Source organism: Streptosporangium sp. NPDC006007 (assembly GCF_040614315.1).
Taxonomy (GTDB): Bacteria; Actinomycetota; Actinomycetes; order Streptosporangiales; family Streptosporangiaceae; genus Streptosporangium.
Map to the genome: position 1 here is coordinate 238,017 of NZ_JBEXUG010000002.1, position 23,842 is coordinate 261,858.

The 23,842-nt window shown below is 69.9% G+C and carries 32 protein-coding genes; 4 read left to right on the forward strand and 28 right to left on the reverse strand.

From position 1 onward, the window contains the following. Nucleotides 1–12 precede the first annotated feature (12 nt). The 15 genes from ABZ194_RS02605 to ABZ194_RS02675 all read right to left on the reverse strand — a co-directional run bounded on the left by ABZ194_RS02605 (nt 13) and on the right by ABZ194_RS02675 (nt 7,522). Entirely contained in the window at nt 13–381 is a 369-nt protein-coding gene (locus ABZ194_RS02605) for a hypothetical protein (RefSeq protein ID WP_355591261.1), read from the reverse strand. Further along, nucleotides 365–523 carry a hypothetical protein gene (locus ABZ194_RS02610; protein ID WP_355591264.1) on the reverse strand — a complete coding sequence of 53 codons (159 nt, stop codon included), beginning with the start codon at nt 521–523 and terminating at the stop codon, nt 365–367. Before ABZ194_RS02610 ends, ABZ194_RS02605 begins: the two co-directional genes overlap by 17 nt. Nucleotides 524–563: 40 nt before the next feature. Then, complete coding sequence (locus ABZ194_RS02615) at nt 564–803, reverse strand: hypothetical protein (RefSeq protein ID WP_355591267.1); 240 nt, start codon at nt 801–803, stop codon at nt 564–566. Between the two features lie 257 nt (nt 804–1,060). Beyond that, nucleotides 1,061–3,157, reverse strand: coding sequence for a hypothetical protein (locus ABZ194_RS02620; RefSeq protein WP_355591270.1), 2,097 nt, complete (start codon nt 3,155–3,157; stop codon nt 1,061–1,063). Then, entirely contained in the window at nt 3,154–3,456 is a 303-nt protein-coding gene (locus ABZ194_RS02625) for a hypothetical protein (protein WP_355591273.1), read from the reverse strand. The genes ABZ194_RS02620 and ABZ194_RS02625 overlap by 4 nt, the downstream gene beginning before the upstream one ends. Next, on the reverse strand, nt 3,453–3,635 hold the full coding sequence (locus tag ABZ194_RS02630; protein ID WP_355591276.1) for a hypothetical protein: 183 nt from the start codon (nt 3,633–3,635) through the stop codon (nt 3,453–3,455). Before ABZ194_RS02630 ends, ABZ194_RS02625 begins: the two co-directional genes overlap by 4 nt. Continuing rightward, nucleotides 3,635–4,633 carry a DUF2637 domain-containing protein gene (locus tag ABZ194_RS02635; protein ID WP_355591279.1) on the reverse strand — a complete coding sequence of 333 codons (999 nt, stop codon included), beginning with the start codon at nt 4,631–4,633 and terminating at the stop codon, nt 3,635–3,637. The genes ABZ194_RS02630 and ABZ194_RS02635 overlap by 1 nt, the downstream gene beginning before the upstream one ends. Before the next feature lie 224 nt (nt 4,634–4,857). Then, nucleotides 4,858–5,154, reverse strand: coding sequence for an HU family DNA-binding protein (locus ABZ194_RS02640; RefSeq protein WP_355591282.1), 297 nt, complete (start codon nt 5,152–5,154; stop codon nt 4,858–4,860). Nucleotides 5,155–5,241: 87 nt separating this feature from the next. Next, nucleotides 5,242–5,460 (reverse strand): hypothetical protein, encoded by a 219-nt coding sequence (locus ABZ194_RS02645; protein WP_355591285.1) that lies wholly within the window; start codon nt 5,458–5,460, stop codon nt 5,242–5,244. A 155-nt stretch (nt 5,461–5,615) separates the two neighbouring features. Next, complete coding sequence (locus ABZ194_RS02650; protein ID WP_355591288.1) at nt 5,616–5,957, reverse strand: hypothetical protein; 342 nt, start codon at nt 5,955–5,957, stop codon at nt 5,616–5,618. Between the two features lie 183 nt (nt 5,958–6,140). After that, a complete protein-coding gene (locus ABZ194_RS02655) occupies nt 6,141–6,434 on the reverse strand; it encodes a hypothetical protein (RefSeq protein ID WP_355591291.1) in 294 nt (97 codons plus the stop codon). Next, on the reverse strand, nt 6,434–6,820 hold the full coding sequence (locus ABZ194_RS02660) for a hypothetical protein (RefSeq protein WP_355591294.1): 387 nt from the start codon (nt 6,818–6,820) through the stop codon (nt 6,434–6,436). Before ABZ194_RS02660 ends, ABZ194_RS02655 begins: the two co-directional genes overlap by 1 nt. Continuing rightward, nucleotides 6,817–6,948: a hypothetical protein gene (locus ABZ194_RS02665; RefSeq protein ID WP_355591297.1), complete on the reverse strand. Its 132-nt coding sequence runs from the start codon at nt 6,946–6,948 to the stop codon at nt 6,817–6,819. The genes ABZ194_RS02660 and ABZ194_RS02665 overlap by 4 nt, the downstream gene beginning before the upstream one ends. A 109-nt stretch (nt 6,949–7,057) precedes the next feature. Beyond that, the gene (locus ABZ194_RS02670) at nt 7,058–7,300 is read right to left on the reverse strand and encodes a hypothetical protein (RefSeq protein WP_355591300.1); all 243 of its coding nucleotides are present in this window, start codon (nt 7,298–7,300) and stop codon (nt 7,058–7,060) included. Between the two features lie 72 nt (nt 7,301–7,372). Then, on the reverse strand, nt 7,373–7,522 hold the full coding sequence (locus ABZ194_RS02675) for a helix-turn-helix domain-containing protein (protein ID WP_355591303.1): 150 nt from the start codon (nt 7,520–7,522) through the stop codon (nt 7,373–7,375). 181 nt (nt 7,523–7,703) lie between these two features. Between ABZ194_RS02675 and ABZ194_RS02680 the strand changes: the two genes are divergently transcribed. Then, nucleotides 7,704–8,480: a GntR family transcriptional regulator gene (locus ABZ194_RS02680; RefSeq protein ID WP_355591306.1), complete on the forward strand. Its 777-nt coding sequence runs from the start codon at nt 7,704–7,706 to the stop codon at nt 8,478–8,480. 87 nt (nt 8,481–8,567) lie between these two features. Here ABZ194_RS02680 and ABZ194_RS02685 read toward each other — a convergent pair whose 3' ends face one another. From ABZ194_RS02685 to ABZ194_RS02695, 3 genes are all read right to left on the reverse strand, one after another. Next, nucleotides 8,568–9,122: a hypothetical protein gene (locus ABZ194_RS02685; RefSeq protein ID WP_355591309.1), complete on the reverse strand. Its 555-nt coding sequence runs from the start codon at nt 9,120–9,122 to the stop codon at nt 8,568–8,570. A gap of 451 nt (nt 9,123–9,573) precedes the next feature. Further along, nucleotides 9,574–10,821 (reverse strand): class I SAM-dependent RNA methyltransferase, encoded by a 1,248-nt coding sequence (locus ABZ194_RS02690; RefSeq protein WP_355591486.1) that lies wholly within the window; start codon nt 10,819–10,821, stop codon nt 9,574–9,576. A gap of 63 nt (nt 10,822–10,884) precedes the next feature. Further along, nucleotides 10,885–12,942 (reverse strand): APC family permease, encoded by a 2,058-nt coding sequence (locus ABZ194_RS02695; RefSeq protein ID WP_355591312.1) that lies wholly within the window; start codon nt 12,940–12,942, stop codon nt 10,885–10,887. A 117-nt stretch (nt 12,943–13,059) separates the two neighbouring features. Between ABZ194_RS02695 and ABZ194_RS02700 the strand changes: the two genes are divergently transcribed. Next, nucleotides 13,060–13,725 (forward strand): TrkA family potassium uptake protein, encoded by a 666-nt coding sequence (locus ABZ194_RS02700; protein WP_355591315.1) that lies wholly within the window; start codon nt 13,060–13,062, stop codon nt 13,723–13,725. After that, a complete protein-coding gene (locus ABZ194_RS02705) occupies nt 13,725–14,384 on the forward strand; it encodes a TrkA family potassium uptake protein (RefSeq protein WP_355591318.1) in 660 nt (219 codons plus the stop codon). The genes ABZ194_RS02700 and ABZ194_RS02705 overlap by 1 nt, the downstream gene beginning before the upstream one ends. Nucleotides 14,385–14,544: 160 nt before the next feature. Here the strand turns inward: ABZ194_RS02705 and ABZ194_RS02710 are convergent, their stop codons facing one another. From ABZ194_RS02710 to ABZ194_RS02735, 6 genes are all read right to left on the reverse strand, one after another. Next, nucleotides 14,545–15,207 carry a DUF3159 domain-containing protein gene (locus ABZ194_RS02710; protein ID WP_355591489.1) on the reverse strand — a complete coding sequence of 221 codons (663 nt, stop codon included), beginning with the start codon at nt 15,205–15,207 and terminating at the stop codon, nt 14,545–14,547. Between the two features lie 33 nt (nt 15,208–15,240). Further along, a complete protein-coding gene (locus ABZ194_RS02715; protein ID WP_355591321.1) occupies nt 15,241–15,633 on the reverse strand; it encodes an OB-fold nucleic acid binding domain-containing protein in 393 nt (130 codons plus the stop codon). A gap of 48 nt (nt 15,634–15,681) precedes the next feature. Continuing rightward, nucleotides 15,682–16,383, reverse strand: coding sequence for a DUF3710 domain-containing protein (locus tag ABZ194_RS02720; protein WP_355591324.1), 702 nt, complete (start codon nt 16,381–16,383; stop codon nt 15,682–15,684). A 131-nt stretch (nt 16,384–16,514) separates the two neighbouring features. Then, nucleotides 16,515–16,958, reverse strand: coding sequence for a dUTP diphosphatase (gene dut / locus ABZ194_RS02725; RefSeq protein WP_355591327.1), 444 nt, complete (start codon nt 16,956–16,958; stop codon nt 16,515–16,517). Beyond that, nucleotides 16,955–17,509, reverse strand: coding sequence for a PaaI family thioesterase (locus ABZ194_RS02730; protein ID WP_355591330.1), 555 nt, complete (start codon nt 17,507–17,509; stop codon nt 16,955–16,957). Before ABZ194_RS02730 ends, dut begins: the two co-directional genes overlap by 4 nt. Nucleotides 17,510–17,520: 11 nt before the next feature. Beyond that, complete coding sequence (locus ABZ194_RS02735; RefSeq protein ID WP_355591333.1) at nt 17,521–18,837, reverse strand: AI-2E family transporter; 1,317 nt, start codon at nt 18,835–18,837, stop codon at nt 17,521–17,523. Nucleotides 18,838–19,214: 377 nt separating this feature from the next. Here ABZ194_RS02735 and ABZ194_RS02740 point away from each other — a divergent pair, with 377 nt between their 5' ends. Beyond that, complete coding sequence (locus tag ABZ194_RS02740) at nt 19,215–19,511, forward strand: DUF4235 domain-containing protein (RefSeq protein ID WP_355591336.1); 297 nt, start codon at nt 19,215–19,217, stop codon at nt 19,509–19,511. A gap of 36 nt (nt 19,512–19,547) precedes the next feature. Here the strand turns inward: ABZ194_RS02740 and ABZ194_RS02745 are convergent, their stop codons facing one another. The 4 genes from ABZ194_RS02745 to ABZ194_RS02760 form a co-directional block, all read right to left on the reverse strand. Then, on the reverse strand, nt 19,548–20,921 hold the full coding sequence (locus tag ABZ194_RS02745; RefSeq protein WP_355591339.1) for a trehalose-6-phosphate synthase: 1,374 nt from the start codon (nt 20,919–20,921) through the stop codon (nt 19,548–19,550). Nucleotides 20,922–20,974: 53 nt separating this feature from the next. Continuing rightward, nucleotides 20,975–21,802: a hypothetical protein gene (locus ABZ194_RS02750; RefSeq protein ID WP_355591342.1), complete on the reverse strand. Its 828-nt coding sequence runs from the start codon at nt 21,800–21,802 to the stop codon at nt 20,975–20,977. Between the two features lie 81 nt (nt 21,803–21,883). Then, nucleotides 21,884–22,183, reverse strand: coding sequence for a DUF4193 domain-containing protein (locus ABZ194_RS02755; RefSeq protein ID WP_271222331.1), 300 nt, complete (start codon nt 22,181–22,183; stop codon nt 21,884–21,886). Between the two features lie 290 nt (nt 22,184–22,473). Next, nucleotides 22,474–23,820 carry an ATP-binding protein gene (locus tag ABZ194_RS02760; RefSeq protein WP_355591347.1) on the reverse strand — a complete coding sequence of 449 codons (1,347 nt, stop codon included), beginning with the start codon at nt 23,818–23,820 and terminating at the stop codon, nt 22,474–22,476. Between the last annotated feature and the right edge of the window lie 22 nt (nt 23,821–23,842).

Sequence of the window (23,842 nt, forward strand, 5' to 3'; positions counted from 1 at the left end):
CCTCTCGTGTGGTCAGGCGCTCAGGTGCGCCGGGGCGGTGGTGGTCTCCGCGGCGTCCACGGCGAGCCGGTCGGCGGCGGGGAGGGCGGGGGTGGTGCGGGAGGCCAGGACGCGCGCCGTGGTGGTCCTCGCGGGCGTCCGGGCGGGCATCGGCGGCGTGGTCTGGCGGACCGGGGAGGCGCGGCGGGCCAGCAGCGCGATCGTGGTGATCGCCGAGTAGCCGGTCAGGCCGAGCAGCGCCCAGGCGGTGACGGTGCTACCGCCGGCCACCGCGTACAGGCCCATGCCGGAGCCGAGCACCACGGTGGCCACCAGGCCCGCGCCGGTGATGGCGGGGTGGACGTAGACGACGCGGGGAGCGGGCTCACACATCGCGCTCACCCCGCGTGGTCTCGCGGAGCGCGGCCAGGATCTCGGCCGCCCGCCCGGTGGGGGCGGGGTTGCCGTCCTGGTCGATCGGGCCGTCGTACGACTCGCGCAGCTCGCGGAGCCGCCGGAACGCCTCGGTGCCGAACAGTCCCATCTCGTCCGTTTCCTCTCGATCTCGTCGTGGATGTGGTGGGTCAGCCGAAGAAGCGCCGCAGCCCCTTCGGGCGGGCACCGGCCCGCTGGAGGGCGTCCTCCTTCAGCGAGGCGGCCTTGCGCTTGCCGACCGCCCGCACCAGCTCGGCGTCGGCCCGCTCCTTCGCGGCGCGGGTGACGCCTCCGCCGATCGCCGCCGTCGCGAGCGTGTTGAGCGTGTTCGCCGTCTCGGCCTTGGCCTTCATCGCGGCGATCTGGGCGGGGGTCATCTTGCTGGCCATGTCGATCTCCTTCAGGGCATGAGGGATTGGAGGGAGCGGCTGCTCCGGGACCCCTCCCAGCCGTGCCGGGAGAGGGCCCGCAACCTCCGCTGTGTGATCTTCATTTCGAGGTAGCGGCCCCGGCTGAGGTAGCGGCACCGCTACCTCACGCCGCTACCGGCCTGACCTGGGAAAACCTGTGAAGGTAGCGGGTAGCGGGCATCCCCGCAGACGGCGCTCAGCCCCCCGCTGGAGGGGGTGTGAGGGGGCCGGGCGCGCTACCCTCCGGCGATCTGCCGCCGCTCCAGCGCGGCGTTCACAGCTGTCCGCTTGCAGCCCTTGGGCACCCGGCCGTCGGCCGTCTTGACGTTCTCGCTCGGCACTCCCAGGCCGCGCAGCAGCGAGCTCACCGACTCGGCCGTCACGTCGCCGTACGCCTCCGGCCGGTGCTCGGCCAGCAGGTCGGCCAGACGCTGCCACGGCACCCCGCTGCGGTCGGCCGGCCACACCCGGACAACGTCGATGAGGATGTCCAGGCGCGGCTGCTCTTCCTCCTCGGCCCAGGGCGCCCTGCCGCCGCGCAACTCCGCCGCGCGGGCCAAGATCCCCCTCGCGGTCTCCGGAGTCGGGTACTGGGCGCGGACCGCGATCGGCTCACGCAGACCGGTGACCATGGCCCATCCGGCGTCGATCTCCGGCCGGAACGACGTGCCGGTGATGCCCGCCCGGTAGGAGCCGGTGCCCAGGATCATGTCGTTCTCCTGGTGGCCGCGGACCGCCAGGCAGGCCCGCATGGTCACGCAGCGGGTGATGTTCGGCGGGACGCTCTTGGCGTCGGGGATCTGCGTGGCCAGGATGACGATGAGGTTCAGCGCCCGGCCGCGGCGAATGAGCCGCTCGGCGGCGTCGGCGACCTCGGCGTCGGGCAGCAGTTCGTGCGCCTCGTCGATGATGATGACAACCGGGTGCAGGCCGGAGCCGGGCATCGCGGCGAGCTCCGGCGTGACCTTGCCCTCGGGGGCCAGACCCTTCTCCCGGAACTTCTTGATCCGCTTACCGCGCTTCTCGGCCTCCGCGAGGCCCCAGGCGATGATGCGCGCCCCGCCCTCCAGCGCCTCGTCGTCGACACCGCAGTAGTACTCCGAGCACAGGCCGGCCTCGTAGAAGTCGGTGAAGTCACCGGTCCCCTTGAACTCGGCGATCTTGAATTCGGTGTTCACGTCCAGTGCGGCGCCGAGCGCGAGCGCCCGCGCGAAGAACGACTTGCCGGACCCCGGCACACCGCCGATCAGCCAGTTCCGCTGGAACAGCGACGCCGACACAGGCCGCTGCCGCTGGTCGGCGCCGAACGGGATCGGCTCGAACACGCTGGTACGGGCGTCGGCGGCGGCGAGCGACCACTTCGGCGGCTTCATCTTGGACGCCGGCTCGTAGCCGACCCACAGGTCCAGCTGTCCCTCATGATCAGGGCCGACGCTCGGCCACACCTGGTCGACCGGCAGGCGTAGAGCCGACGACAGGGCCTTACGCTCGGCGACGATCTTCCCGGCGACGACGCCCGGCGGCAGGTTGACCCGAGCCAGCTGGCCGGGCCCATCCCGGTGGATGTCGGTCGGGAACTTGATGTCCGCAGGGTTCTTCGCGGCGTTCACGCCGGGCGCGCACAGGGCCTCGCGTACGATCTCCGCCGTCAGCCGCCGGTATCGCGTGGTGGTCACCGTCGCCCCCTGCACGAGCGGCCGGTCCGCAGGCCGGCCGAACCGGGCCAGCACGGCCACCAGGGCGGCCCCGGCGGCGACCTGCCAGCCGACCGGCACCAGGTAGACGCCGAGCCGTACCGCCAGCGCCCCGCCGAGCAGCACACCGCCGGCCACGAGCGCCCGCAACCGGATCTGCTCCCTCTGGCTGGTCTTGACCTGCATGAAGGTGTGCACGTCACCGGCCTTGGCCTGCCGGGCGCGCAGCTGTCCCTGCTCGGCGTCGACCACCCACCGCCAGCCCCGGCGGATCAGGCGGGCCGCGCCGATCGGCGCCCACATCAGCACCCGGGCCGCGTACGTCGGCACGCGCACCAGGTGATACAGCACCTGGTGGGTCAGGCGACCGGCCCACCAGCGGGTGATGGCCTCCAGGTCACGGCGCGAGCGCGCCCACGCCGGAAGGATCGGCCTCAGCGGGTTGTCGTGGCGGCCGGTGATGGTGCCGGTGTACGCCGGCACCAGTTCGGCCGGATCGTCGGGCCGGTCGACGGGCTGATCGGTCTGGATCTCGCGCGGCTCGGTGAGCTGCTCGGCGTCGAACTCCTCGACCGGCGCCTTTACTTCGAGCATCGGCGTCTCCTCGCCATCGCGGACGATACGGAAGGGGCGGCTCATGCCCGGCCTCCCGCCTGGCCGAGCTGCGGGCCGGCGCCGAGCGCGGCCACGCCGACGGCGAGCGCGGCCACGACCGTGCCGACCGCCCAGGCGGTGTGCCAGCAGATCCGGCACACCACGGCCAGCAGAAGGAGCAGCACGACGGCGGCGACCTGGACGGTGCGGGCGCCGGTCCGGGCCCATCCGGCGTGCTGGACGGCGGCGCGCAACTCGGCTGGGGTGCGGGCCTGCGCATCGAGCGGGCGGATCATGAGCAGGGCGAGCGCCACCAGGGCCGGCAGCACGGTCAGCGTGGTCATGACCCACCCCCGGCGATGATCAGCGCGGACACGAAAAGCCAGCCGATGTGCCAGGACTGATCCAGGGCGTAGGCGCCGGTGCCCAGATGCGGGGCATCCGTCGTGCCGGGGCGGGGCGCACCGAGCCGGTGGAAGTCGCCCTTCCCGGTGCGCTCGGCGAGCGCGGCGGTGGCACTCATCACGCCTCGCCGCCGACCTGGGAGCCGTTGACCCGCGCCTGCGCCGACTCCTCCAGGACCTTGCGCATGAGCCACTCGCCAGTGCCCGCGGGAGGCTCGCCGGCCTTCTGCTCGGTGAGTACGGGCGGGAACATGTGATCAAGCGCAGCGTCGTCCGGTGGCACAGGAGGAGTCCGCGGAGCGGGGCGTTCGGTCCCCTGCTCGGCCTCGGCGGCGGCCTGCTCCTGACGCTCCCGATCCACCTCGGCGATGATCTCTTTGGCCTCGCCGACCTCGATGCCCCACCGGTTCGACAGGGGTCGCCAGCCCAGGCGCTTGCCGCCCGGCTTGAGGCTGTCTTCGTAGGCGAGTCGTGCCGCCTCGAACCGGTCGATCGGCAGCAGCCGTTCCACTACGGTCACGGTCTCGACGACGGTCTCGGGCTGGCACACATGCTCGGCGGCGAGCTGCTGGGCGGGCGTCTCCTGGGTCACCGCGGCGGCGCGGCGGGCGGTGCGCACCAGCCACATCAGCAGCTCGTAGGCGCCGACGAATGCCACCGGTGCGAGGGCGCTGAGCAGGCGCGATCCGTGTCCGCCGGACCAGCCGTGTGCCACGTTCGCCACCAGGGTGACCGCGCAGCCGAGGGTGAGCGCGGCCCAGGCGCCGAGTGGTACGGGGATGCCGCGGCGGGAGCAGTAGACCATCACCAGGGAGGCCATGACGATCACGCCGTCCGACATCGCCGGGTACAGGATCGCCATGTCCGCTCGTTCTCCGAGCGCGATGGCCAGGCCGTAGAAGTGGTGGTACGACACGTAGGCCGCGGCTCCGGCGACGGCGAGCAGGATGGTGATGGCGGCGCCGCGGATGACCCGGTCGGCCCGGATGCTCGTGCCGGGCGAGGCGGGCCCCTCGGGGACCGGTACGGGGCGGGGCCGGGCGGCGGCCGGAGGGATGCGGCGGCCCTTGGTCAGCAGGCGGCCGACGTGCCGCCGCTCCGTACGGTTGTTCTTCACAGTCCTTCTCCTGCTGGTGCTGGTCGGTTGCTGGCTGTTCGGTGGGGTGCGGGATTGAGGGCGGAGGTCGGCGCTGGAATCGCCGGCCTCCGCCCGGTCCGGGGCTCAGCCCTTCGGGGAGGGCTTCGGCTTCTGCTGGGGGACGTTGGCGTCGCCGTCGCACTCCCGGCAGGGCAGGCCCCAGGTCTTGCCTTTGCCCTGGCAGGTGGGGCAGGTCTCGCTCATCAGGCCGAGACGGCGGCCCGGCCGCCCTGGTGGACGAGGTCCTTGAACCCGGAGCCCGGCCTGAACTTCGGCGCCCGCTTCGCCGGGACGTGGATCTCCGCGCCCGTGACCGGGTTCTTCGCGGTCCGCGCCGACCGGTCCACGGCCTCGAACGCCCCGAAGCCGGTGATCGAGACCTTCTCCCCGCGGGCCACGGCGTCCTGGATGGACTCCAGGACGGTGTTCACGGCGTGGACGGCGGCCGGGCGGTCGCCGATCGCCTGGGCGACGGCGTCGATGAGCTGGGTCTTGTTCATGCGGTTCTCCCTTGTGGGTGCCGAGGTGGTGGAGCTGCTGCTCCGGACACGCGCCCGCGCGGGGCGGGCGCGATCCGCAACCTCAGCTCAGCTCAGCGACCCCAGGAACAGGCACGTCTCGACGTCCACGCCCTCCGGGACGTCGGCCTCGGAGTCGTACTGGATGCCGTCCTCCTCGTAGAGGTCGGTGTCGGTGCTCCACAGGGCGCTGTAGGAGTCCGGCTCGTTGGCGTCGTCCTTGGCGATGTACACATGCATGTCGCCGGGCAGGTCGGCCAGGACAGCGCGCAGGTCGTCGACGGTCATCTCGATTTCTCCTTGGTGGTCTGGGTGGGTGGTGCGTGTCCGCCCGGGGCTCGCACCCGGTGTGCCTGCTGGCCGGACTGGTGGATCTCAGTGGTGGAGCGTCTGCTCCGGGCACCCGCCCGACCCTTCGGCCGGGCGGGCACCCGCACAGTGCGCTACGCCTGGAGGTCCTGGAGGTCCTCGGCGCACCGCGCGCATACGCGGCTGGTCGCGGGGCGCGCGCCGGGGAATCGGATCGTCGAGGAGGCGACGGCGTTGCTCTGGCAGTACGCGGCGGTCGGGCAGCACGGGCACCCGACGCGGCGGCAGATGGTGTCCGTCTCGGTCTCCTTTGTGTGGGCGCGCTTCTCCAGCTCGGCCCGGTAGGCGAGGTCCTGGGGCGTCTCCTGCTCCCGGGCGGCGGCGAGCTCGGCGAGGCCGGTCTCCAGGAGCAGCTCGGCCGGGGTGAGCCGGTCGAGGCGGGCCACGTCGGCGGCCAGCTGCTCGGCGGGGGTCATCAGCACTCCCCGTCGTCGCTGCGGGACGCCGCGGCGAGCACGGCCAGGACGAGGAGGATGCCGCCGACGATCAGGTAGGGGGTCACGACTCCTCCTCGTCGGTGGTGTCGGCGGACTCGGTCATCGCCGAGTCCAGGGCGTTGAGGGCGGTGAGGGTGGCGGCGAGCCGCTCGGCGGGCGTCATCACTCACCGCCGATCAGGTCGGCGGCGGCGATGAGCGCCTCGCCCAGCTCGACGTCCCGGCCGCGGGCCACCAGGGCCCGGCCGAGGGATCGGGCGGCGGGAGGGGTGAGGTACGTCGCGGGGGCCGCGAGCTCGTCGCCGTGCCAGACGCTGAAGCGCACCTGGGCGTCTCCGCCTGCGGTGGCGGTGGTGATGGACACCATGGTGTCGCTGTCGAGGGCGGCGACCAGGGCGCGGTGCCAATGGTGCTCACCGTCGGTGGTGCACCAGGAGGGGCAGGGGGTCTCGGCCATCACGCCTCTTCCTGGGGCAGGTCCGTCAGGGGGGTGTAGTCGGCGAGGTAGCCCCGGTCGGCTTCCTCGACGGTGCACCGGCCGTCGGCGAGCGCCCAGAACGCGGCCTGGATGTCCTCGTCGGCGGTGTGCCTGGAGTTGAGTAGCCAGTCGATGGCCTCGTTCCACTGGGCGGTGGCGGGGTCGGCCGGGGGGTGGCCTTCGAAGGCTTTGCCGAGGAATCCGAGGACGGCAAGGGTTTCGGTGATCGCCTGGTCCCGCGCGGCCTGGTCGGTGGGCAGCTGGTAGCCGTGCCGCTCCAGGACCGCCTTGACGTCCACGAAGAGGGCGATGGTGAAGCGGTCGCCGTCGTGGTCCGGGGCGGGCGGCGGGGGGAGCTCGGTCACCGCACACCGCCCTTCTTGCAGGCGGCGCAGTTGGGCGCCGTGCAGCTGCTGGTGGAGACCGTGGGGCGGCACTCGCTGAGGGCTTGGTTGAGAGTGGCCAGCGTCTCAGCGATCTGCTCGGGGCTCACCGGGTGCTGCCGTGGGTGTGGGTGATGGGGCTGGAGGACTGAGCGCCGCAGGTGCAGGTGTAGATCGGCCGGGTCGGGCGGCCGGTGTTGGCGCCGGAGGGCCACTGGCTCATCGGACGCCCCCGACCAGCTCACCCTGCGGGGCAGCGGCGAGCAGCTCCCCCAGCGCTTCGTGAAGCCGCGCGGCGTCGGCGAGCGTGAGGTCCACGTCCCGCAGCTGCCACAGAAACACACGCGGGCCGCCGTCAGTGAAACCGAGCAGCAGGTCACCGGCCGGGGTGGACGCAGTGGCAAGGCAGTAGCCGTCGAAGTGGTCGGTGCACCACGGGCGGCACCGAGTAGTGTGGAGCATGATTCTTCTCCTTGCGGGGTGGGATCACGGGTCCGTTCCGGTGGTCAGAGACCGGACGGGCCCACATTGCTTTCAGGGGCCGCAGCGGCGGAGCACGGCGGAGGCGTAGATCCTCCACTGGCCGCCAGGCGTGCGGGTGGCAGCGATCCGACCGCTCCTCGCCCACCGCCTCACGGTCTTGGGATCGACCCTGTAGATCTTGGCCACCTCCTCCGGATGCATTAGGGGCTCAGGGGTGGGACTAGGCACGGGGCGCCTCCAAATCAGGCATACGGGAATAAGCCATCCCCTAAAGGAGTTCCCTATTGGAGATGAACTATGTGCTACGTACTTCATACTACCCGTTCGAGGTTGGGTCAACGAGAATGAAGTACGTAGTGCGGTGATAGATAGGATCGACGCCATGTCCGCTGCCAGTCAGTACCGCGAGATCGCCAGCGTCATCCGAGCCCGCATCCATGACGGGACTTACCGACGCGGCAGTCGATTGCCCCGTGAGGAGGAGCTGGCCGTGCAGCTCAGGGCCAACCGGGTAACGATCAATCGGGCGCTGAGAGTCCTCGTCGCAGAGGGGCTTTTGCGTGTCCATCGAGGCATGGGGACCTTCGTCTACGAGCTCCCGCCGCTTCCTCGTCACGCTGCCGTCAGGCACAGTCGGGAGCACCGCGAGCGCGGCGGCTCAGGAGGTGCCTTAGCCACCGAGTTGGCAGAGCTGGGCTACACCCTCCGCTCGGACAACACCGTCAGTCCTGGCCAGCCGCCGACGCACGTTGCGGAGATTCTCGGTGTGGACCCCGAGACGGACAGCGTTATCGTGCGCGCCCGTCACATGCGGGCGATCCCCTCCGAGGGGACCCGAGAGGTTCCTATCCAGATTGCGACGAGCTACATTCCACGTGCCATCGCCGATGGCACGCCGATCGCCGAGAGGGACTCTGGCGTTGGTGGCATCTCCAGCCGCCTAGCCGAACTCGGCCACGCCCAGGCGGAGATTGAGGAGCGCATCATCGTCCGGCCGCCGACTCCACAGGAGGCGACGTTCCTCCAGATGACCGAGGATCAGCGGGTCTATGAGATCACGCACACTGGATGGACCAGCGACGACCGACCAGTCAAAGTGACGCTCTACGTCATGCCGACCTACCAGTGGGACCTGCGCTACCGATACCCGGTGGACTGAGCCCGCCATCCACGCATGTGGGGATGACCCCTTCGACAGCAGAGAGCCCCGGCCGTCCCAGCGGCCGGGGCTCTCCTTGCGTTTGGGCTATCCCCGCATCCAGTTGCCGCACCCCTCACTCGTGAACCCCTCACCTCGTCTCATCAGCGTCACCGTCACCCCTCCGGGCGCGTTCTTCACAAAGTCGTTGGCGATGGTGGCCCCGCCGGCTGTTGAGCGCTCCCAATAGCAGTCGGTGATCCGTCCCGGCGTGGTCCGGTAGGTCCCGGCCTTGATGTCCTTACCGACCTCGTATGTGCCGTCCGTGAATCCGCCTTTGGCCTTCCGCAGGACAGACAGGTACTTCGGGCACAGGTGCTCGACCGCTGCCTGGTAGTCGGCACCATCCCATTCGTTCTCGATGATCGCGTCAACGGTCGGCGGGCCGCTAAAGGCGCCCTCGCTCCAGCCGTCCTCATCGTCGCTCTCGGAGGACTGCCCGCAGATTGCATGTCCTTCCTCGATGTCTCCGGGATTGAAGGTGATCATCCCGGAGACATCGGGCTTGTTGCCGAGGGCCTTGAGGTACCCCATCTCCTGCGGGGTCAGAACCGTTTCGCTCGGCGTCGGCGTGGCCGAGGCCGCCGAACTGGGCTGCTCCAAGGGGACGGTGACCGAGGCGGCTGGCGCGTCGGCCTTCGTGCCGGAGCATCCAGCCGCGAGGACGAGTAGGGCGAGGGGGAGCATTCTCCGCAAAGTGACTCCTGGTGAGGATGTCGAGGCGGAAAGTAGACGCTGATCACTGATGGCCGGTTGTCCGAGCCGGAGGGAAAGGTGACTACCGCTTCCTGCGGGCCGTGAGGGCGGCCGTGGGTGCCTCAGAACGCCTGCGCAGCCCTCCCGGCGAGCTAGTGCTGCGCTGCGCTACCCGGGACTCTGAGGGCGAACCAGCCGCTGCGGAGTGAGAATCCGTGGCGGCCGGTGGCGAGTGAACCATATACGGCCGGAGGCGTTTTCATGATCGTGCGCACCTGGTGCGCAAAGATCTTGAATTTACCTGGGGTGCCCTGGGGTTTGATGAAACACCATGGTGTACATACCTGCTGGTCAGGGACTAGACCGCGTCCTTGACCAGCAGGGTCACGCACTCCACGTGGTGGGTCATCGGGAAGGCGTCGAAGGCCCGCAGGTCGGCGAGGCGGTAGCCCCGGTCGCCGAACCAGGCGAGGTCGCGGGCGAGGGTGGCCGGGTCGCAGGAGACGTAGACGATCCGGCTCGCCTCCAGGGTGGCGATACGGTCGACGACCTCACGGCCGAGACCGGCGCGGGGCGGGTCGACGACGACCAGGTCCGCGCGCTCGATGCCGAAGTGGTCCAGGGCGCTCTCCACCCGGCCCCGGGCGAAGCGGGCCTGTGGGAGGTCACGGAGGTTGCGCTCGGCGTCGCGCACGGCCGGGGACTCGGACTCGACGCCGAACACCGCGCCCTCGGGTCCGACCGCCTCGGCCAGACCCGCGGCGAACAGGCCGACACCGCAGTAGAGGTCGAGCGCCCACTCCCCCGGCCGCGGGGCGGCGAACTCCAGGACCGCGTCGAGCAGGGTGGCCGCGGCCCCGGGATGGACCTGCCAGAAGCCGCTCCCGGTGACCTGGAAGTTCCGGTCGCCGACGCGCTCCACGAGGTGGTTGCGGCCGTGGACCACACGGGTGTGCCCCTTGCCCTCGTTCACGAAGACGGCCACGCTCGCGTCGAGATCGGGCACCGCCACCGTACGGCGGGGCTTGGGCGCGACCACGACGGCCTGGTCCCCGGTGTTGGAGGCGATGACCTCCACCGAGGAGGCGTTGCGCCAGTTCATGACCTCGGCGCCGACGTTCTCCACCTCGGGGTGGGCGATCAGGCAGGCGTCCACCGGCTCGATGTCGTGGGAGCGGTGACGGCGCAGGCCGAGGACGCCGTCCCGGTTGACGGCGAACTGGACGCGGGTGCGCCAGCCCAGCCCGTCGGGGGCGCCGGGGACCTCCTCCACGACGCCCTTCCACTCGATCCCGGCCAGCCGCTTGAGCTGCTCGGCGATCACGTCGGTCTTCAGCAGGCGCTGGGCGTCGAGGGAGGCGTGCTGCCAGTCGCAGCCCCCGCAGCGGCCTGGACCGGCGAACGGGCAGGGTGGGGTCACCCGGTCCGGGGAGGCGTCGAGGATCTCGACCGCGTCGGCCCTGAGGAACCGGGTGGTCTCCTCGGTGACCCTGGCGAGGACGCGCTCACCGGGGAGCGCGTGCCGTACGAAGACCACCCGGCCGTCATGACGGGCGACGCACCAGCCACCGTGTGCGACGGGCCCCACAGTCAGTTCGATCGCCATCGCCATGCCCCCAAGGTTCGTCGTCGGTCAAGCCTCCCCGCAGTCAGGGGTACATACGAAAGGTTAAGCCTTGGCGTCCTGGTCCTGAGCCACGTCCTGCCCGGCCGCCTCGGAGCGTGGACGGCGGACCGCGCCGGGGGCGAAGGGCTCCGGACGGCCCTTGAGACGGTCCGAGGAGTGGAGCTGCCAGGGCACGCTGGTGACCATGACACCGGGCTGGAAGAGCAGGCGGCCCTTGAGCCTGAGCGCGCTCTGGTTGTGCAGCAGGTGCTCCCACCAGCGGCCGACGACGTACTCCGGAATGTAGACGGTCACCACGTCGCGGGGTGAGCGGCGGCGCAGCGACTTGACGTAGTCGAGGATCGGCCGGGTGATCTCGCGGTAGGGGGAGTCGAGCATCTTCAACGGCACCGGGATGCCCCGTCGCTCCCACTCCTCCTGCAGCAGCCTCGCCTCCTCACCCTCCACCCCCACGGTGACGGCCTCCAGTGTGGAGGGCCGGGTGGCGCGGGCGTAGGCGAGGGCGCGCAGGGTCGGCTTGTGGATCTTGGAGACCAGGACGATCGCGTGGTTGCGGGCGGGCAGCATCGTCTCGTCCACCTGGATGTCCTCGGCCACGGCGAGTTCACCCGCCACGTTCTCGTAGTGGCGGTGGATGCCCTTCATGGTCAGGAACAGCACCGGCATGGCCACGCAGACGATCCACGCGCCGTGGGTGAACTTGGTGAGCAGCACGACCACCAGCACGACCCCGGTCATGATGCCGCCGAAGAAGTTGATGACCCGCGAACGCCGCATCTGAGCCCGGACCTTGGGGTCGGTCTCGGTTCTCAGGTGCCGGCTCCAGTGCCGGACCATGCCGATCTGGCTCAGCGTGAACGACACGAAGACGCCGACGATGTAGAGGTTGAGCAGCCGGCTGACGTCGGCCTCGAACCCCCAGAGCAGCAGGCAGGCGCCGGCGGCCAGGATGACGATGCCGTTGGAGAAGGCCAGCCGGTCGCCCCGGGTGTGCAGCTGCCGGGGCAGGAAGCGGTCCTGGGCCAGGATGGAGCCGAGCACCGGGAAGCCGTTGAAGGCGGTGTTGGCCGCGAGGAACAGGATCAGCGCGGTGACCGCGGCGATGGCGAAGAAGAACACCGACCCGTCGCCGAAGACGGCGTCGGCGACCTGGGCGATGATCGGCTGCTGGTAGTAGTCGGGGCCGGCGGGCCGGCCGTCGATGAGCATGTCGTGGGCGACGACGGCGGGGTCGGCGAGCTTGACGCCGGAGGCCAGGCCGAGCGCGATGATGCCGACGAACATGGTCACCGCGATCAGGCCCATCATCAGCAGCGTGGTCGCGGCGTTCTTGCTCTTGGGCTTGCGGAAGGCGGGCACGCCGTTGCTGATCGCCTCGACACCGGTGAGCGCGGCGCAGCCGGAGGAGAAGGCCCGCAGGATCAGGAAGGCCGCGGCGAAGGAGGTCAGGTTGGTCTGCTCGGCGACGATCTGGTAGTCGGCGGTGGGCGCGCGCAGCTCGTCGCCGAGGACGAGCAACCGGAAGCCTCCCCATGCGACCAGGCCGATGACCGAGATCATGAAGGCGTAGGTGGGGATGGCGAACGCCGCGCCGGACTCGCGGATGCCGCGGAGGTTGACCACTGTCAGCACGGCGACGATGACGATCGCGACCAGCGGTTTGTGCTCGGCGACGTAGGGGATGGTGGCGCCCACGTAGTCGACGCCGTTGGCCACCGACACGGCGACGGTGAGAACGTAGTCGACCATGAGCGCGCTGGCCACGGTGAGGCCGGCGTTCTGCCCCAGGTTGACGGTGGCCACCTCGTAGTCGCCGCCGCCACTGGGGTAGGCGTGCACGTTCTGCCGGTAGGACGCCACGACGGTGAGCATCACCACGACGACGCCGGCGGCGACCCAGGGGGCGAAGCCGTAGAACGACAGGCCCGCGATGGAGAGGATGACCAGGATCTCCTGCGGCGCGTAGGCCACCGAGGAGAGCGCGTCGCTTGCGAAAACGGGCAGCGCGATGCGTTTGGAGAGCAACTGCTCATGTAACTGCGTGCTACGCAGCGCACGCCCGATGAAGAGGCGCTTGACGAGGTCCGTGACCTTTGACACGTCTGCCGATGCTAGTGCCCATCTATACGCTCCGCTGACGCGGCACTCCCGAAACGGTTCATACTGGCTAAGTACGTTCGGGAACAAGATCCGCCTCAACGCGACCGGCGGGGGAGCATGCATATCGTGATCATGGGATGTGGCCGGGTGGGTTCGACTCTGGCGCACATTCTGGAGGACAGCGGCCACTCGGTCGCGATCATCGACCGGGATCCGCAGGCGTTCCGCCGATTGCGGGCCGGCTTCCGGGGCCGCCGGGTGACCGGCATTGGCTTTGACCGCGATGTCCTGGAAGAGGCCGGTATCGAGTCCGCCGGCGCCTATGTGGCGGTGAGCAGCGGCGACAACTCCAACATCATCTCCGCCCGGGTCGCCCGCGAGACGTTCGGCGTGGACAACGTGGTGGCCCGTATCTACGACTCCCGGCGAGCCGAGGTCTACCAGCGGCTGGGCATCCCCACCGTGGCCACGGTCCGCTGGACCGCCGACCAGATCCTGCGCCGGGTTCTTCCCGAGGGGGCCGAGCCGCTCTGGCGCGATCCGACCGGAGCCGTCGTGCTGGCCGAGGTGGCCTACCACCCCGGCTGGATCGGCGTCAGGACCAGGGACCTGGAGGAGGCCGCGGGCACCCGCCTGGCGTTCCTCAACCGGATGGGCGAGACCCTGCTGCCCCGGAACGACTCCGTGGTGCAGGAGGGCGACATCCTGCACGTCATGGCGGTCGAGAGCGACATGGAACGCATCAACAAGGTGCTCTCCGGGGCTCCGGAGGAGAGGCACTGATGCGCGTCACCATCGCGGGTGCGGGAGCCGTCGGCCGGTCCATCGCCGCCGAACTCCTGGAGAACGGTCACGAGGTCCTCCTGGTCGACGTCGACCCCAGGGCCATCAAGATCGATACCGTGCCGCGGGCCGAGTGGCTGCTCGCCGACGCCTGCGAGATCTCCTCGCTGGACGAGGCGGGCCTGGCCGACTGCCACGTGGTCGTCGCCGCGAGCGGCGACGACAAGGTGAACCTCGTCGTGTCGCTGCTCGCCAAGACCGAGTACGGCGTTCCACGCGTGGTCGCCAGGATCAACCACCCCAAGAACGAGTGGCTGTTCAACGAGTCGTGGGGCGTGGACGTGGCCGTCTCGACCCCGCGCCTGCTGAGCGCGCTGGTGGAGGAGGCGGTGAGCGTCGGCGACCTGGTCCGTCTGATGACCTTCCGCCAGGGGCAGGCCAACCTGGTCGAGCTCACCCTGCCCGAGGACGCGCCGGTCGTCGGGCAGCGCGCCGGCTCGGTGCCCTGGCCGACCGACACCGCCCTGGTCGCGATCCTGCGTGAGGGCCGGGTACTGGTCCCCACCGACGACGACCCGCTGGAGGCCGGGGACGAGCTGATGTTCGTGGCCAACCAGGAGGTCGAGGAGGAGCTGGCGCGGTTGCTGTCCCCGCACTGACCCCCACCCGAAGAGCAGTCGCCGGCCCGGCCCTCCCACCGTCCCGCCGCGAGGGCCGGACGGTGGTGTGGGGGCGGCCGGGAAAGACCCGGAGCGCCGGAGGGTTCCTCAGGGACTCGTCAGGGAGGCGGCGGCACCCGGGGACCGTCTCGGCGGCGGGTCAGGGGACGGCGGGCCTGACCGGGGTCCGGCCCCTGGCCAGCAGCCACACCATGGCGGCGAGGCCCGCGATCTGGAGCGGCCAGCCCATCACGATCTTGAGGATGCCCAGCTCGGCGACCGCGTCGTTCCCCCCGATGACGTAGACGGGGAACTGGACGGCCACCCGGATCACGCATGGGAGCATCAGCATCCAGGTGAGCCTGGAGCAGAGCCGCACGATGTCCGGATCCCCGCGCCAGGCCGTGGGGTCGCCGGTGACGGACCCGATCAGGAAGCCCACCACCGGCCACCTGACGACGATTGACAGCAGCATCGCCACGGCGTAGCCGGCGTTGTAGAGGATGCCCGGCAGGAAGACGTCCTTCGCCTCACCCGTGCGGGAGGCGAAGAACGCGCCGATGCCGATGCCGATCAGGCTGTTGACGACGAACTGCGGCGTCGACCGTTGCAGCAGCCGGACGATCAGCAGCGCCACCGCGGTGGAGACGCTGACGATCAGTGACGGCTTCAGCTCGGAGGTGACGATCCACATCACGGTGAAGGCGATCGTGGGCACGGCGGCCTCGATGACGCCCCGCACGCCGCCGAAGGCCTTGGCGAGCTGACTGCGCATCGCCGCCTCCACCGTGGCGTGCGCGGTGTTCCCCTCGGTGGTGCTCATCTTCTCGCTCACCGCTCCGTGGTCGTCGATCGCTCACGCACCGCCCGCCGGGCGCAGCTCGTATCTGGGATTGAACATCACCTTGCGCCCGTCCTGGAGGCTGACAAGCCCCTCGGCCAGCAGCATCCGGCCCGGCTCGATGCCGGCGATCCTCCGGCGCCCCAGCCAGACCAGGTCGATCACATCCGAACCGTCGTAGAGCTCCGCTTCGAGCGCGGGCGCACCCCCGCGAGGGCGCAACGTCACCGTCCGTAGTGTACCGGTGACGCAGAATCGGCGCCGGCCGCCACACGAGGCGATGGGCGTCGCGCCGTGGCGATCGAGGTCCTGCTGGAGTTCGCTGGCCTCCAGTTCGGCCTGACTCGTCGTCAGCCGCCGGAAGAAGCCTCGAAATCCGCCTTGTTTATGCGGTTCCTGAGAACCCACGACCTCTCCTTCACATACGTGTTGAATCAGCGTACGCGATCCCCCATGTCAGCGAAGCTCGGCGATCTCCGGACCACGCTCGAACGGCTTGAGGTCGGGCACCTCAGCCTGCTCGGCCTGCTCGGCCTGCTCCTCCACGGCCTGTCTGGCCTCCGGCGGAAGCCGCAGCTCGATCGGCTCCTTGGGTGCCATCGGCTCGTCACCGCGGACCACCACGATGTCACGGACGACGTCCTCCAGCGTGGCGGCGACCTCGGCGTCCAGCGCGGCACGGCCGCTGATCACCGCGCGGAGGAACCAGCGCGGCCCGTCGACGCCGATGTAGCGGACCGGCTGGGCCACCCCGTCGGCCGGAACCCGCGCGGCCAGCTCGACCCCGAAGGGGCCTTGCTGCTCCTCCGCCGTACCGCCGGCGCCCTTCACGCCCTCGGCGAGCTCGGCCCGGACCTCTTCCCAGATCCCGCTGCGCTTGGGGGCCGCGAACGCGTGCACCTGCAGGGCGCTCTCCTCGAACACGACGACCGCGCCCACGATCTGGTCACCGGCCAGATTGAGCTGTACCTCGAAACCCGGATCGACCGGCAGGCGCAGCCCGCCGAGATCCACCCGTTCCCGCTGGGAGTGCTGCTCATCGGAGTCCCACGGGCCCGCCTCACGAGTCCGGGCCGGTTCGGCCCGCTCACCCCTTTCGGCCTGCTCGACCTCCCCGGCCGGGGCCGGAGACTCCTCACGACGACGACGTCCGAACACTTTCCTCACGCTCCTTGAAGGTTCACTGGTCGCTCTCCGCGGCCCCGCCTCACCGGTGACGACGGCGCCGCGGACCGCTCCGGCGGCGGACTCGTCGGCCGTTACACGGGGGCTCATCGGCCGGCTCCCTGTCAGCGGCCGGTGGACCCGAACCCGCCGACGCCTCGCGTCGAGCCGGGCAACCGGTCCACCTCGTAGAAAACGGCGCGCTCCACCCGCTGGATCACGAGCTGCGCGACGCGGTCCCCTCTGCGCAGCCGTACCGCGTCCTTGCCGTCGGTGTTGAGCAACGTCACTTTGATCTCGCCCCGGTAACCCGCGTCCACGGTGCCCGGCGCGTTCACGAGCGTCACACCGTGCCTGGTGGCCAGGCCGGAACGCGGGTGAACGAACGCGGCGTATCCGTCGGGCAGGGCGATCGCCACACCGGTGCCGACCACGGCCCGTTCGCCGGGCAGCAGTTCGACGTCCTCGGCGGCGTGGAGGTCGGCGCCGGCGTCGCCCGGGTGGGCGTAGGACGGCATCGGCAGCCCGGCGTCGAGCCGGTGGATCAGCACCTCGACCTTGCTGGTCACGGGTTCACCTCGTACTCGTGATGTTCGTCGACAATGGTCTGAAGATCTCCGTGCTTGGCGAAGTGCTCCATGCTCACCTCGATGAAGAGCGCCGCGGCCCGCACGGCGACCAGACCGTCCGGTGAGCCGATCCGCCCCTCAGCCTCAAGGTACGCCTTCCTGCCCGAGGTTCCGGTACACCAGGCACGCAGGTGCAGGGTGGTGCCGACCGGAACGGGCGCGAGATAGTCGGTCTCCAGCCGCCCGGTGACGTAGGGACGCTGGAAGAGCCAGATCGACATACCGATGATCTCGTCCATCGCCGCGGCCAGCAGGCCGCCGTGCGCGAGGCCCGGCGCGCCCTGGTGCGCCTCCCCCACGGTGAACTCGGCGACCACCGTGAGCCCGTCGGGGGTGACGGCGTTCAGGTGGAGACCGGTCGGATGCCGGGATCCGCAGCCGAAGCAGTTGCTGTAGTGGGAGCCGAGCGGGGTGCCGGGGGCGGGCGCGTCCGGGTGCGCCTCCGGCGGTGCCGCTCCCGGTGGAGGGGTTGTCAGCGTGGAACGGGTCACGGAGCAGAACGTTACCCCCTGTGCTGGGGGGATTCCTCATTCGGCGGACCGGCGGGACCGCCCGCTCCGGCGGTGTCCCCCCGTCCCGCCCGTCCGGAGCCCTCTCCCCGTCCGGCGGATCCGGCGGCACCTGACCCGGCGGGCTTCTCCGGCGATTCCACGCCCACCTCCACGCCCACCTCCGAACCCGCCACCCGCCCCGCCGCCGAATCGGCCGGCGGAGCTCCCGCCTCCGGAACCTCCGCGTCCGGAGGCCCGGTATCCGGCACGGGTGGATCGCTCATGAGCGCCGGCAGCGACCGGTAGATCACAGCCGCGACCGGCACCGCCACCGCGGCGCCGGCGATGCCCGCGACGATACCGCCCACGGCCAGCACCAGGATGATCGCCAGCGGGTGGAAACTCAGCGCCCTGCCGACGATCAGCGGCTGGAGGACGTGGTTCTCCAGCTGCTGCTCGACGAGCAGGATGCCCAGGAAGATCAGGGCGTAGATCGGGCCCTTCGCGCCGAGGGTCACCACGGTGGCGACCCCGCCGGCGAAGAAGATTCCGACGATGGGGATGAAGCTGGCCAGGAAGATCAGCACGGCGAGCGGCGCCCAGAGTGGCACGCCCATCCCGGCGAGCACGATGCCCATGACCACACCGTGCACGGCGGCCACCGCCACGGTGCCCTGCACGTAGTGCGAGAGGGTCACCCAAGCGATCCGCCCGGCCCGGTCGACCCGGGGCGCGGCCGAGCCGAACGCCCTCAGGAACCACGACCAGATGCGATCGCCGTCCTTGAGCAGGAAGAAGGTGACAAAAAGCAGCAGCACCAGGGAGGCGAGCACCTCCAGCGCCACCGTGGCGCCGGTGAGCACGGTCTGGGTGATCTGGTTGCGCTGCGCGGTGACCTGCGTGGCGATCTCGTCGATCCACTTGGTGAGCTGGTTCGGCTGCAGGTGCAGCGGGCCGGTGTAGAACCACTGCTCCACGGTCTTGGAGGTCGCCTTCACCTGGTCGACCAGGCCGGGGAACTCGTCGTTGGCCCGCAGCCCGATGAACCAGCCGGTGCCGCCCATCACCGCGAACGCGATCAGCATGGTGATCCAGGTGGCGTAGATCGGACGTATGCCGACCGCCCGGAGCCTGCGGGTGATGGGGAACAGCAACGCGGTCAGCAGCAGTGCGACGGCCACCGGAAGGATCACGATGTGTAACGTCGCGATGAACTGCGCAAAGTAGAACACCGCCCAGCCAATAATGATCAGACACAGGCTCCAGACGGCTATGCGGAGCAGGATGCGCGGCACCAGCTGTGTCAGACGTTCCCGATCGGAGATCACACCATCCAGACTGTCACGCCCCGGCTTGGAATGCGCATGGTTATCGGCCGGACACGGAGCGGAGGACCCGGCTGCGCGGCCGGACCCTCCGCGCACGGTCGGTATCAGCGCTCCCCCGGTGGCCGGGCGATCACCCTGTCGTCGAGATAGCAACTGCAGTTGCCGCAGCCTGGAGTCATGCTCTTCTCCCTCACACGTCGTCTTTCGACCGTACGGCAGGAGCGTCCGACGGAAAGGACAGATTCACGTGTGGATCGGGCGGGGACGGCCGGCGGGTCACCCCAGGGCATGGCGTCACGTGCCGCCGGATCGGAGGAGACTAGTCTTCTCCTGCGGAGCCAAAACCCGCGTGGAGCGCGCGAAGGGGAGGGAGCCACATGGCCGACAAGACCGAGAAGCAGGACATGGCATGGCGGGCCATCGGTGGCCTGGTGGGACTCGTGACGGCCTGGGGCGCCAGAAAGGTCATCGGGTTCGCCTGGGAGAAGACCACCGGCAGGAAGCCCCCGGCGGACAGCGAGTCGCTGGACATCGGCCTGGGTGAGGCGATCGGCTACGCCGTGGTGATGGGGGTGGGCATGCAGGTCGCGCAGATCGTGGTCGCCCGCACCGCCAGGAAGCGCTACAACGCGTGGAAGGCCGTCAAGGGCACGGCCAGGGAGGTCGCCTCCTGACGCCTTCCGGCGGTGGGGCGTGCCGTACCACGGGGGTCAGGATTCGAGTGCGGCGAGAAACTCCTTCGCCCAGCGGTCCACGTCGTAGGTCGCGACCCGCCTGCGGAGCGAGCGCATCCGCCGTGACAGGTCGTGCGGTGTGGCCCGCATCGCGGCCAGCATGGTGCGCTTGAGTCCGTCCACGTCGTAGGGGTTGACCATGAACGCCTGCCGCAGCTCGTCGGCGGCCCCGGCGAACTCGCTGAGCACCAGCGCGCCGCGCAGGTCGTTGCGGCAGGCGATGTACTCCTTGGCGACCAGGTTCATCCCGTCGCGCAGCGGGGTCACCACCATCACGTCCGCCGCCAGGTAGAGCGCGGCCAGCTCCTCCCTGCCGTAGGACTGGTGCATGTACTGCACGGGCTGCTGACCGAACTCGCCCTGCTCGCCGTTGATCCGGCCGACCTGGAGCTCGATCGAGTCGCGCAGGCGCATGTACTCCTCGACCCGCTCCCGGCTCGGCGTCGCGATCTGCACGAACGCCGCCTCCCCGGGTTTGATCGAGCCCTCCGAGAGCAGTTCCCCGAACGCCTTGAGCCGCTGGCCGATGCCCTTGGTGTAGTCGAGCCGGTCCACGCCGAGCAGCATGCACTCGGGGTCTCCCAGTTCGGTGCGGATCTCCTTGGCGCGCTCGATGATGTGCGGTTCGCGGACCAGGGAGTCCAGCTCGCCGAAGTCGACCGATATGGGGAACGCCGCGGCCCGCACCACCCGGTCGCCCACGTGGATCTCGTTCTTGTGGTGCTGAAGGCCGAGGAGGCGGCGGCAGAGCCGGATGAAGTTCGACGCGCCGCCGGGGCGCTGGAAGCCGACCAGGTCGGCGCCGAGCAGGCCCTCCACTATCTCCCGGCGCCAGGGCAGCTGCGAGAACAGCTCGACCGGCGGGAAGGGAATGTGCAGGAAGAAGCCGATGCGCAGGTCCGGGCGGAGTTTGCGCAGCATGGCCGGGACGAGCTGGAGCTGGTAGTCCTGGATCCAGACCACCGCGTTCTCCGCGGCCTCCTCGGCGGCGGCACGGGCGAACCGGTCGTTGACCGCGCGGTAGGCCTCCCAGGTGAGGCGTGAGTAGGCCGGGGGGGCCACCACGTCGTGATACAGCGGCCAGAGGGTGGCGTTGGAGAAGCCCTCGTAGTAGAGCTCGACCTCCGACTCCGACAGAGGTACGGGGATGAGCTGCATGCCGTCGTGCTCGAAGGGGTCGAGATACTCGCCGGGGGCGCCGTGCCAGCCGATCCAGGCACCTTCTCTGCGTTGGAGGACGGGGGCGATCGCGGTGACCAGGCCGCCGGGGCTGCGCCGCCACATGTCGTCACCCGCGCGGTCAACGGGGAGGCGGTTCGCGACGATCAAAAATGAACTGCGGCCCTGCACAAAGTCCTCCAGGTAGTCGGTCTACTGGTAACAACTACCCAATTCAGACGTTTCTATGACTTACCGGGTGGAAGTACCCGATGAATTCTCAAATCATCCCGAACAACACCGGCGAGCTTCCTCGTCGCGACCCGGTTGAGGGCTCCGCCGGCCACGGCTCCGGTGAGGAAGGGGCCGAGGGTGCTCAGGTGACGTCCGAGAGTACGCATGAGACGGTTGCGCAGCGCCGTCTTGGTGGCCGCGCCGAGCGCGAGGGTGACCGAGGCGGGGGCCATCGGGTCGACACCACGCTGTCTGGACCAGGCCGCCACGAAGACCATGGCCCGCTGGGTACCGGTACCGGGCACCCGCACACCGTACACCTCGTGCAGTTCGGCGAGGAGCTTGACCTCGATCGCGGCGACCACGAGGGTCTCGGCCACGAGCTGGGCGGGGGCGGAGAGGAGCAGGGGCGGGGCTGCGAACTCCGCCGCCGCGAGGGCGCCGCCGATGGCGCCGACGGTCATGGTGGCCTTGGCCGCGGTCCGTACGAGGTCGTCGGCCAGAGCCTCGGAGGTGAGCCCGTGATGGTGCTCGGAGAGGGTCGCCAGATCACGGATGGGGATGCGGGGCGCGACGGCGGTGAACACGTCAGCCAGCCACCGGCCCCGGCCCACCCCCGTGGCCTTGGCCTTTGTGGAGCCTCTGGCCAGCGCCGCCGTCAGACGGCCGAGCAACCGCCGTCGCTCGGCACCGCCCATGTCATCGGACTCCACGAGCCTGCCGACGAGCTCAGCCACCTCCCTGTCCGGCGTGCCGCCCTCCCGATCCGGTGCGCCGGTCGACTCCCCGGCCGTGGAGTCGCCCGGCTCGGCATCGGTCTGTCTGTTCTCTGACGTCATGTCGCGGAACCTCCTCAAGGCTGCCCTGGAGCCCTACCCGTCGATGGACGGACACACATCGGACAGGCCGTCGGAACATCGTCAGGCCGCGCACTCCTTGCAGATCTGCTGACCGTTCCTCTCAACGGCCAACTGGCTGCGGTGATGCACCAGGAAGCATCGCGCACAGGTGAACTCGTCGGCCTGACGAGGAATCACCCGGAGCGAGAGCTCCTCGTTGGACAGGTCCGCGCCCGGCAGTTCGAGCGACTCGGCGAGATCCGTCTCGTCGATGTCGATGCTGCCCGAGGACTTGTCGGTACGGCGTGCCTGCAATTCTTGAAGACTGTCCTCGTTGAGGTCGTCGTCAGTCTTGCGTGGGCTGTCGTAGTCGGTAGCCATCGGTCTGCTCCATCCCCCTCGTCTATCTGTCTGCGCTTGTCAATCTGTCTGCGCTCGTTCGCGCGTGTGTAACGTTCGAGAGGCTCAACTTGTGCCCGATCCGCCAGATAGATTCCTGCTTCGGTACCCCGTCGGAATGGTCGTCGAACCTCCCCACACGTGAGGGACCCACCGCCAGTGGCCACGGTTAGCCAAATATGGCGTAAACCACAGCATTGGCGACATGCACCACCGTGTTCGACGGCACATCCAACCACATGTACGGCGTGAACGAGACGCCCCCCGCCGGATCAGCGCGACTGAAGTCTCACCGTCACCACGAGACCTCCCCCGTCCCTGGGGACCGCGGTCACATTACCCCCGTGAGCGCGCACGACGGCACGGACGATCGACAACCCGAGACCGGCCCCCTTGGACGAGTCGACCCGGTCGGCGTTGAGCCGCCGGAAAGGCTCGAACAGACTGCCCACCTCATACGCGGGCACGTGCGGTCCGGTGTTGGCCACCTGAACAACCAGTGCGCCCTCCACCATTCCCGTGCGCACCCACAGACGGCCGGACTCGGGCAGGTTGTGCTTGATGGCGTTCTCCACCAGGTTGGCCACGCAGCGCTCCAGGAGCACCGGATCGCCTACGGTACCGGCGTTCTGGAGCTCCGTGGTCACGGTGACGCCGGCCTCCTCGGCACGCGGGGCGAGCTGTTCGACCGCGGCCTGGGCGACGTCCTTCATCTCCACCGGCTTGCGCACGCTCAGCTCGCGCTCACTGCGGGCCAGCAGCAGCAGGCCCTCGATGAGACGCTCGTTGCGGGCGTTGACCTCAAGGAGGGTACGGCCCAGCGCCTTGAGATCCTCCGACGCCTCCGGGTCGCCCAGCGCGATCTCCAGAACCGTCCGGTTGATCGTCAGGGGGGTGCGGAGTTCGTGCGAGGCGTTGGCGACGAACCTCCGTTGTGTGTCGAACGCCACATTCAGCCTGGTGAGCATGGCGTCGAAGGTGTCGGCCAGCTCCTTGAGCTCGTCGTCGGGCCCCTTGAGGTCGATCCGCTCGTGGGCCAGGGTGCTGCCGGAGAGCTTGCGGGCCGTCACGGTCATCTGCTGGATCGGCTTGAGCGCGCGGTCGGCGACGAGGTAGCCGATGATGGTCGCCAGGACGCCCACCCCGGCCAGGGCGAGCAGCGACCGGGTGAGCAGGGCCTCGCGCGCCCTGTCGATGGCGAGGTGCAGGTAGACGTTCCACCGCTGTTCGAGGTCGGCCGCGAGGGACGGCGGGAAGCCGTCCAGGTCGAGCGGCGGCCACGCCTTGTCGATCGCCCAGCCCACCATGATGTAGATCACGAACAGGAGGAGGACCCCGGCCATGAAGAACATCGCGCCGTAGGTGATGGTGAGCCGCCACCGGATGCCGACCCGGCCGACGATCGCCCCCATCCGCTCCAGGGGGGTGGACCGCGGAGAGACCGCGCCGGGCGGCGGCGGCCCGTCCCAGACCGGCGGCCCGGTGGGCGGCGGCGGCTGGAGTTTCACCGGAAAGGCCGGGGACGGCCGGCCGCCGTTGCGGGGGAGCCGCTCGGAGTGCGGGCTGATCATCGGGTGGGTCGGCACGGACTGGCCGGGCTCTCCCGTCGGAAAACCCACGCGCCGTTCCTCTCCCCCGCCC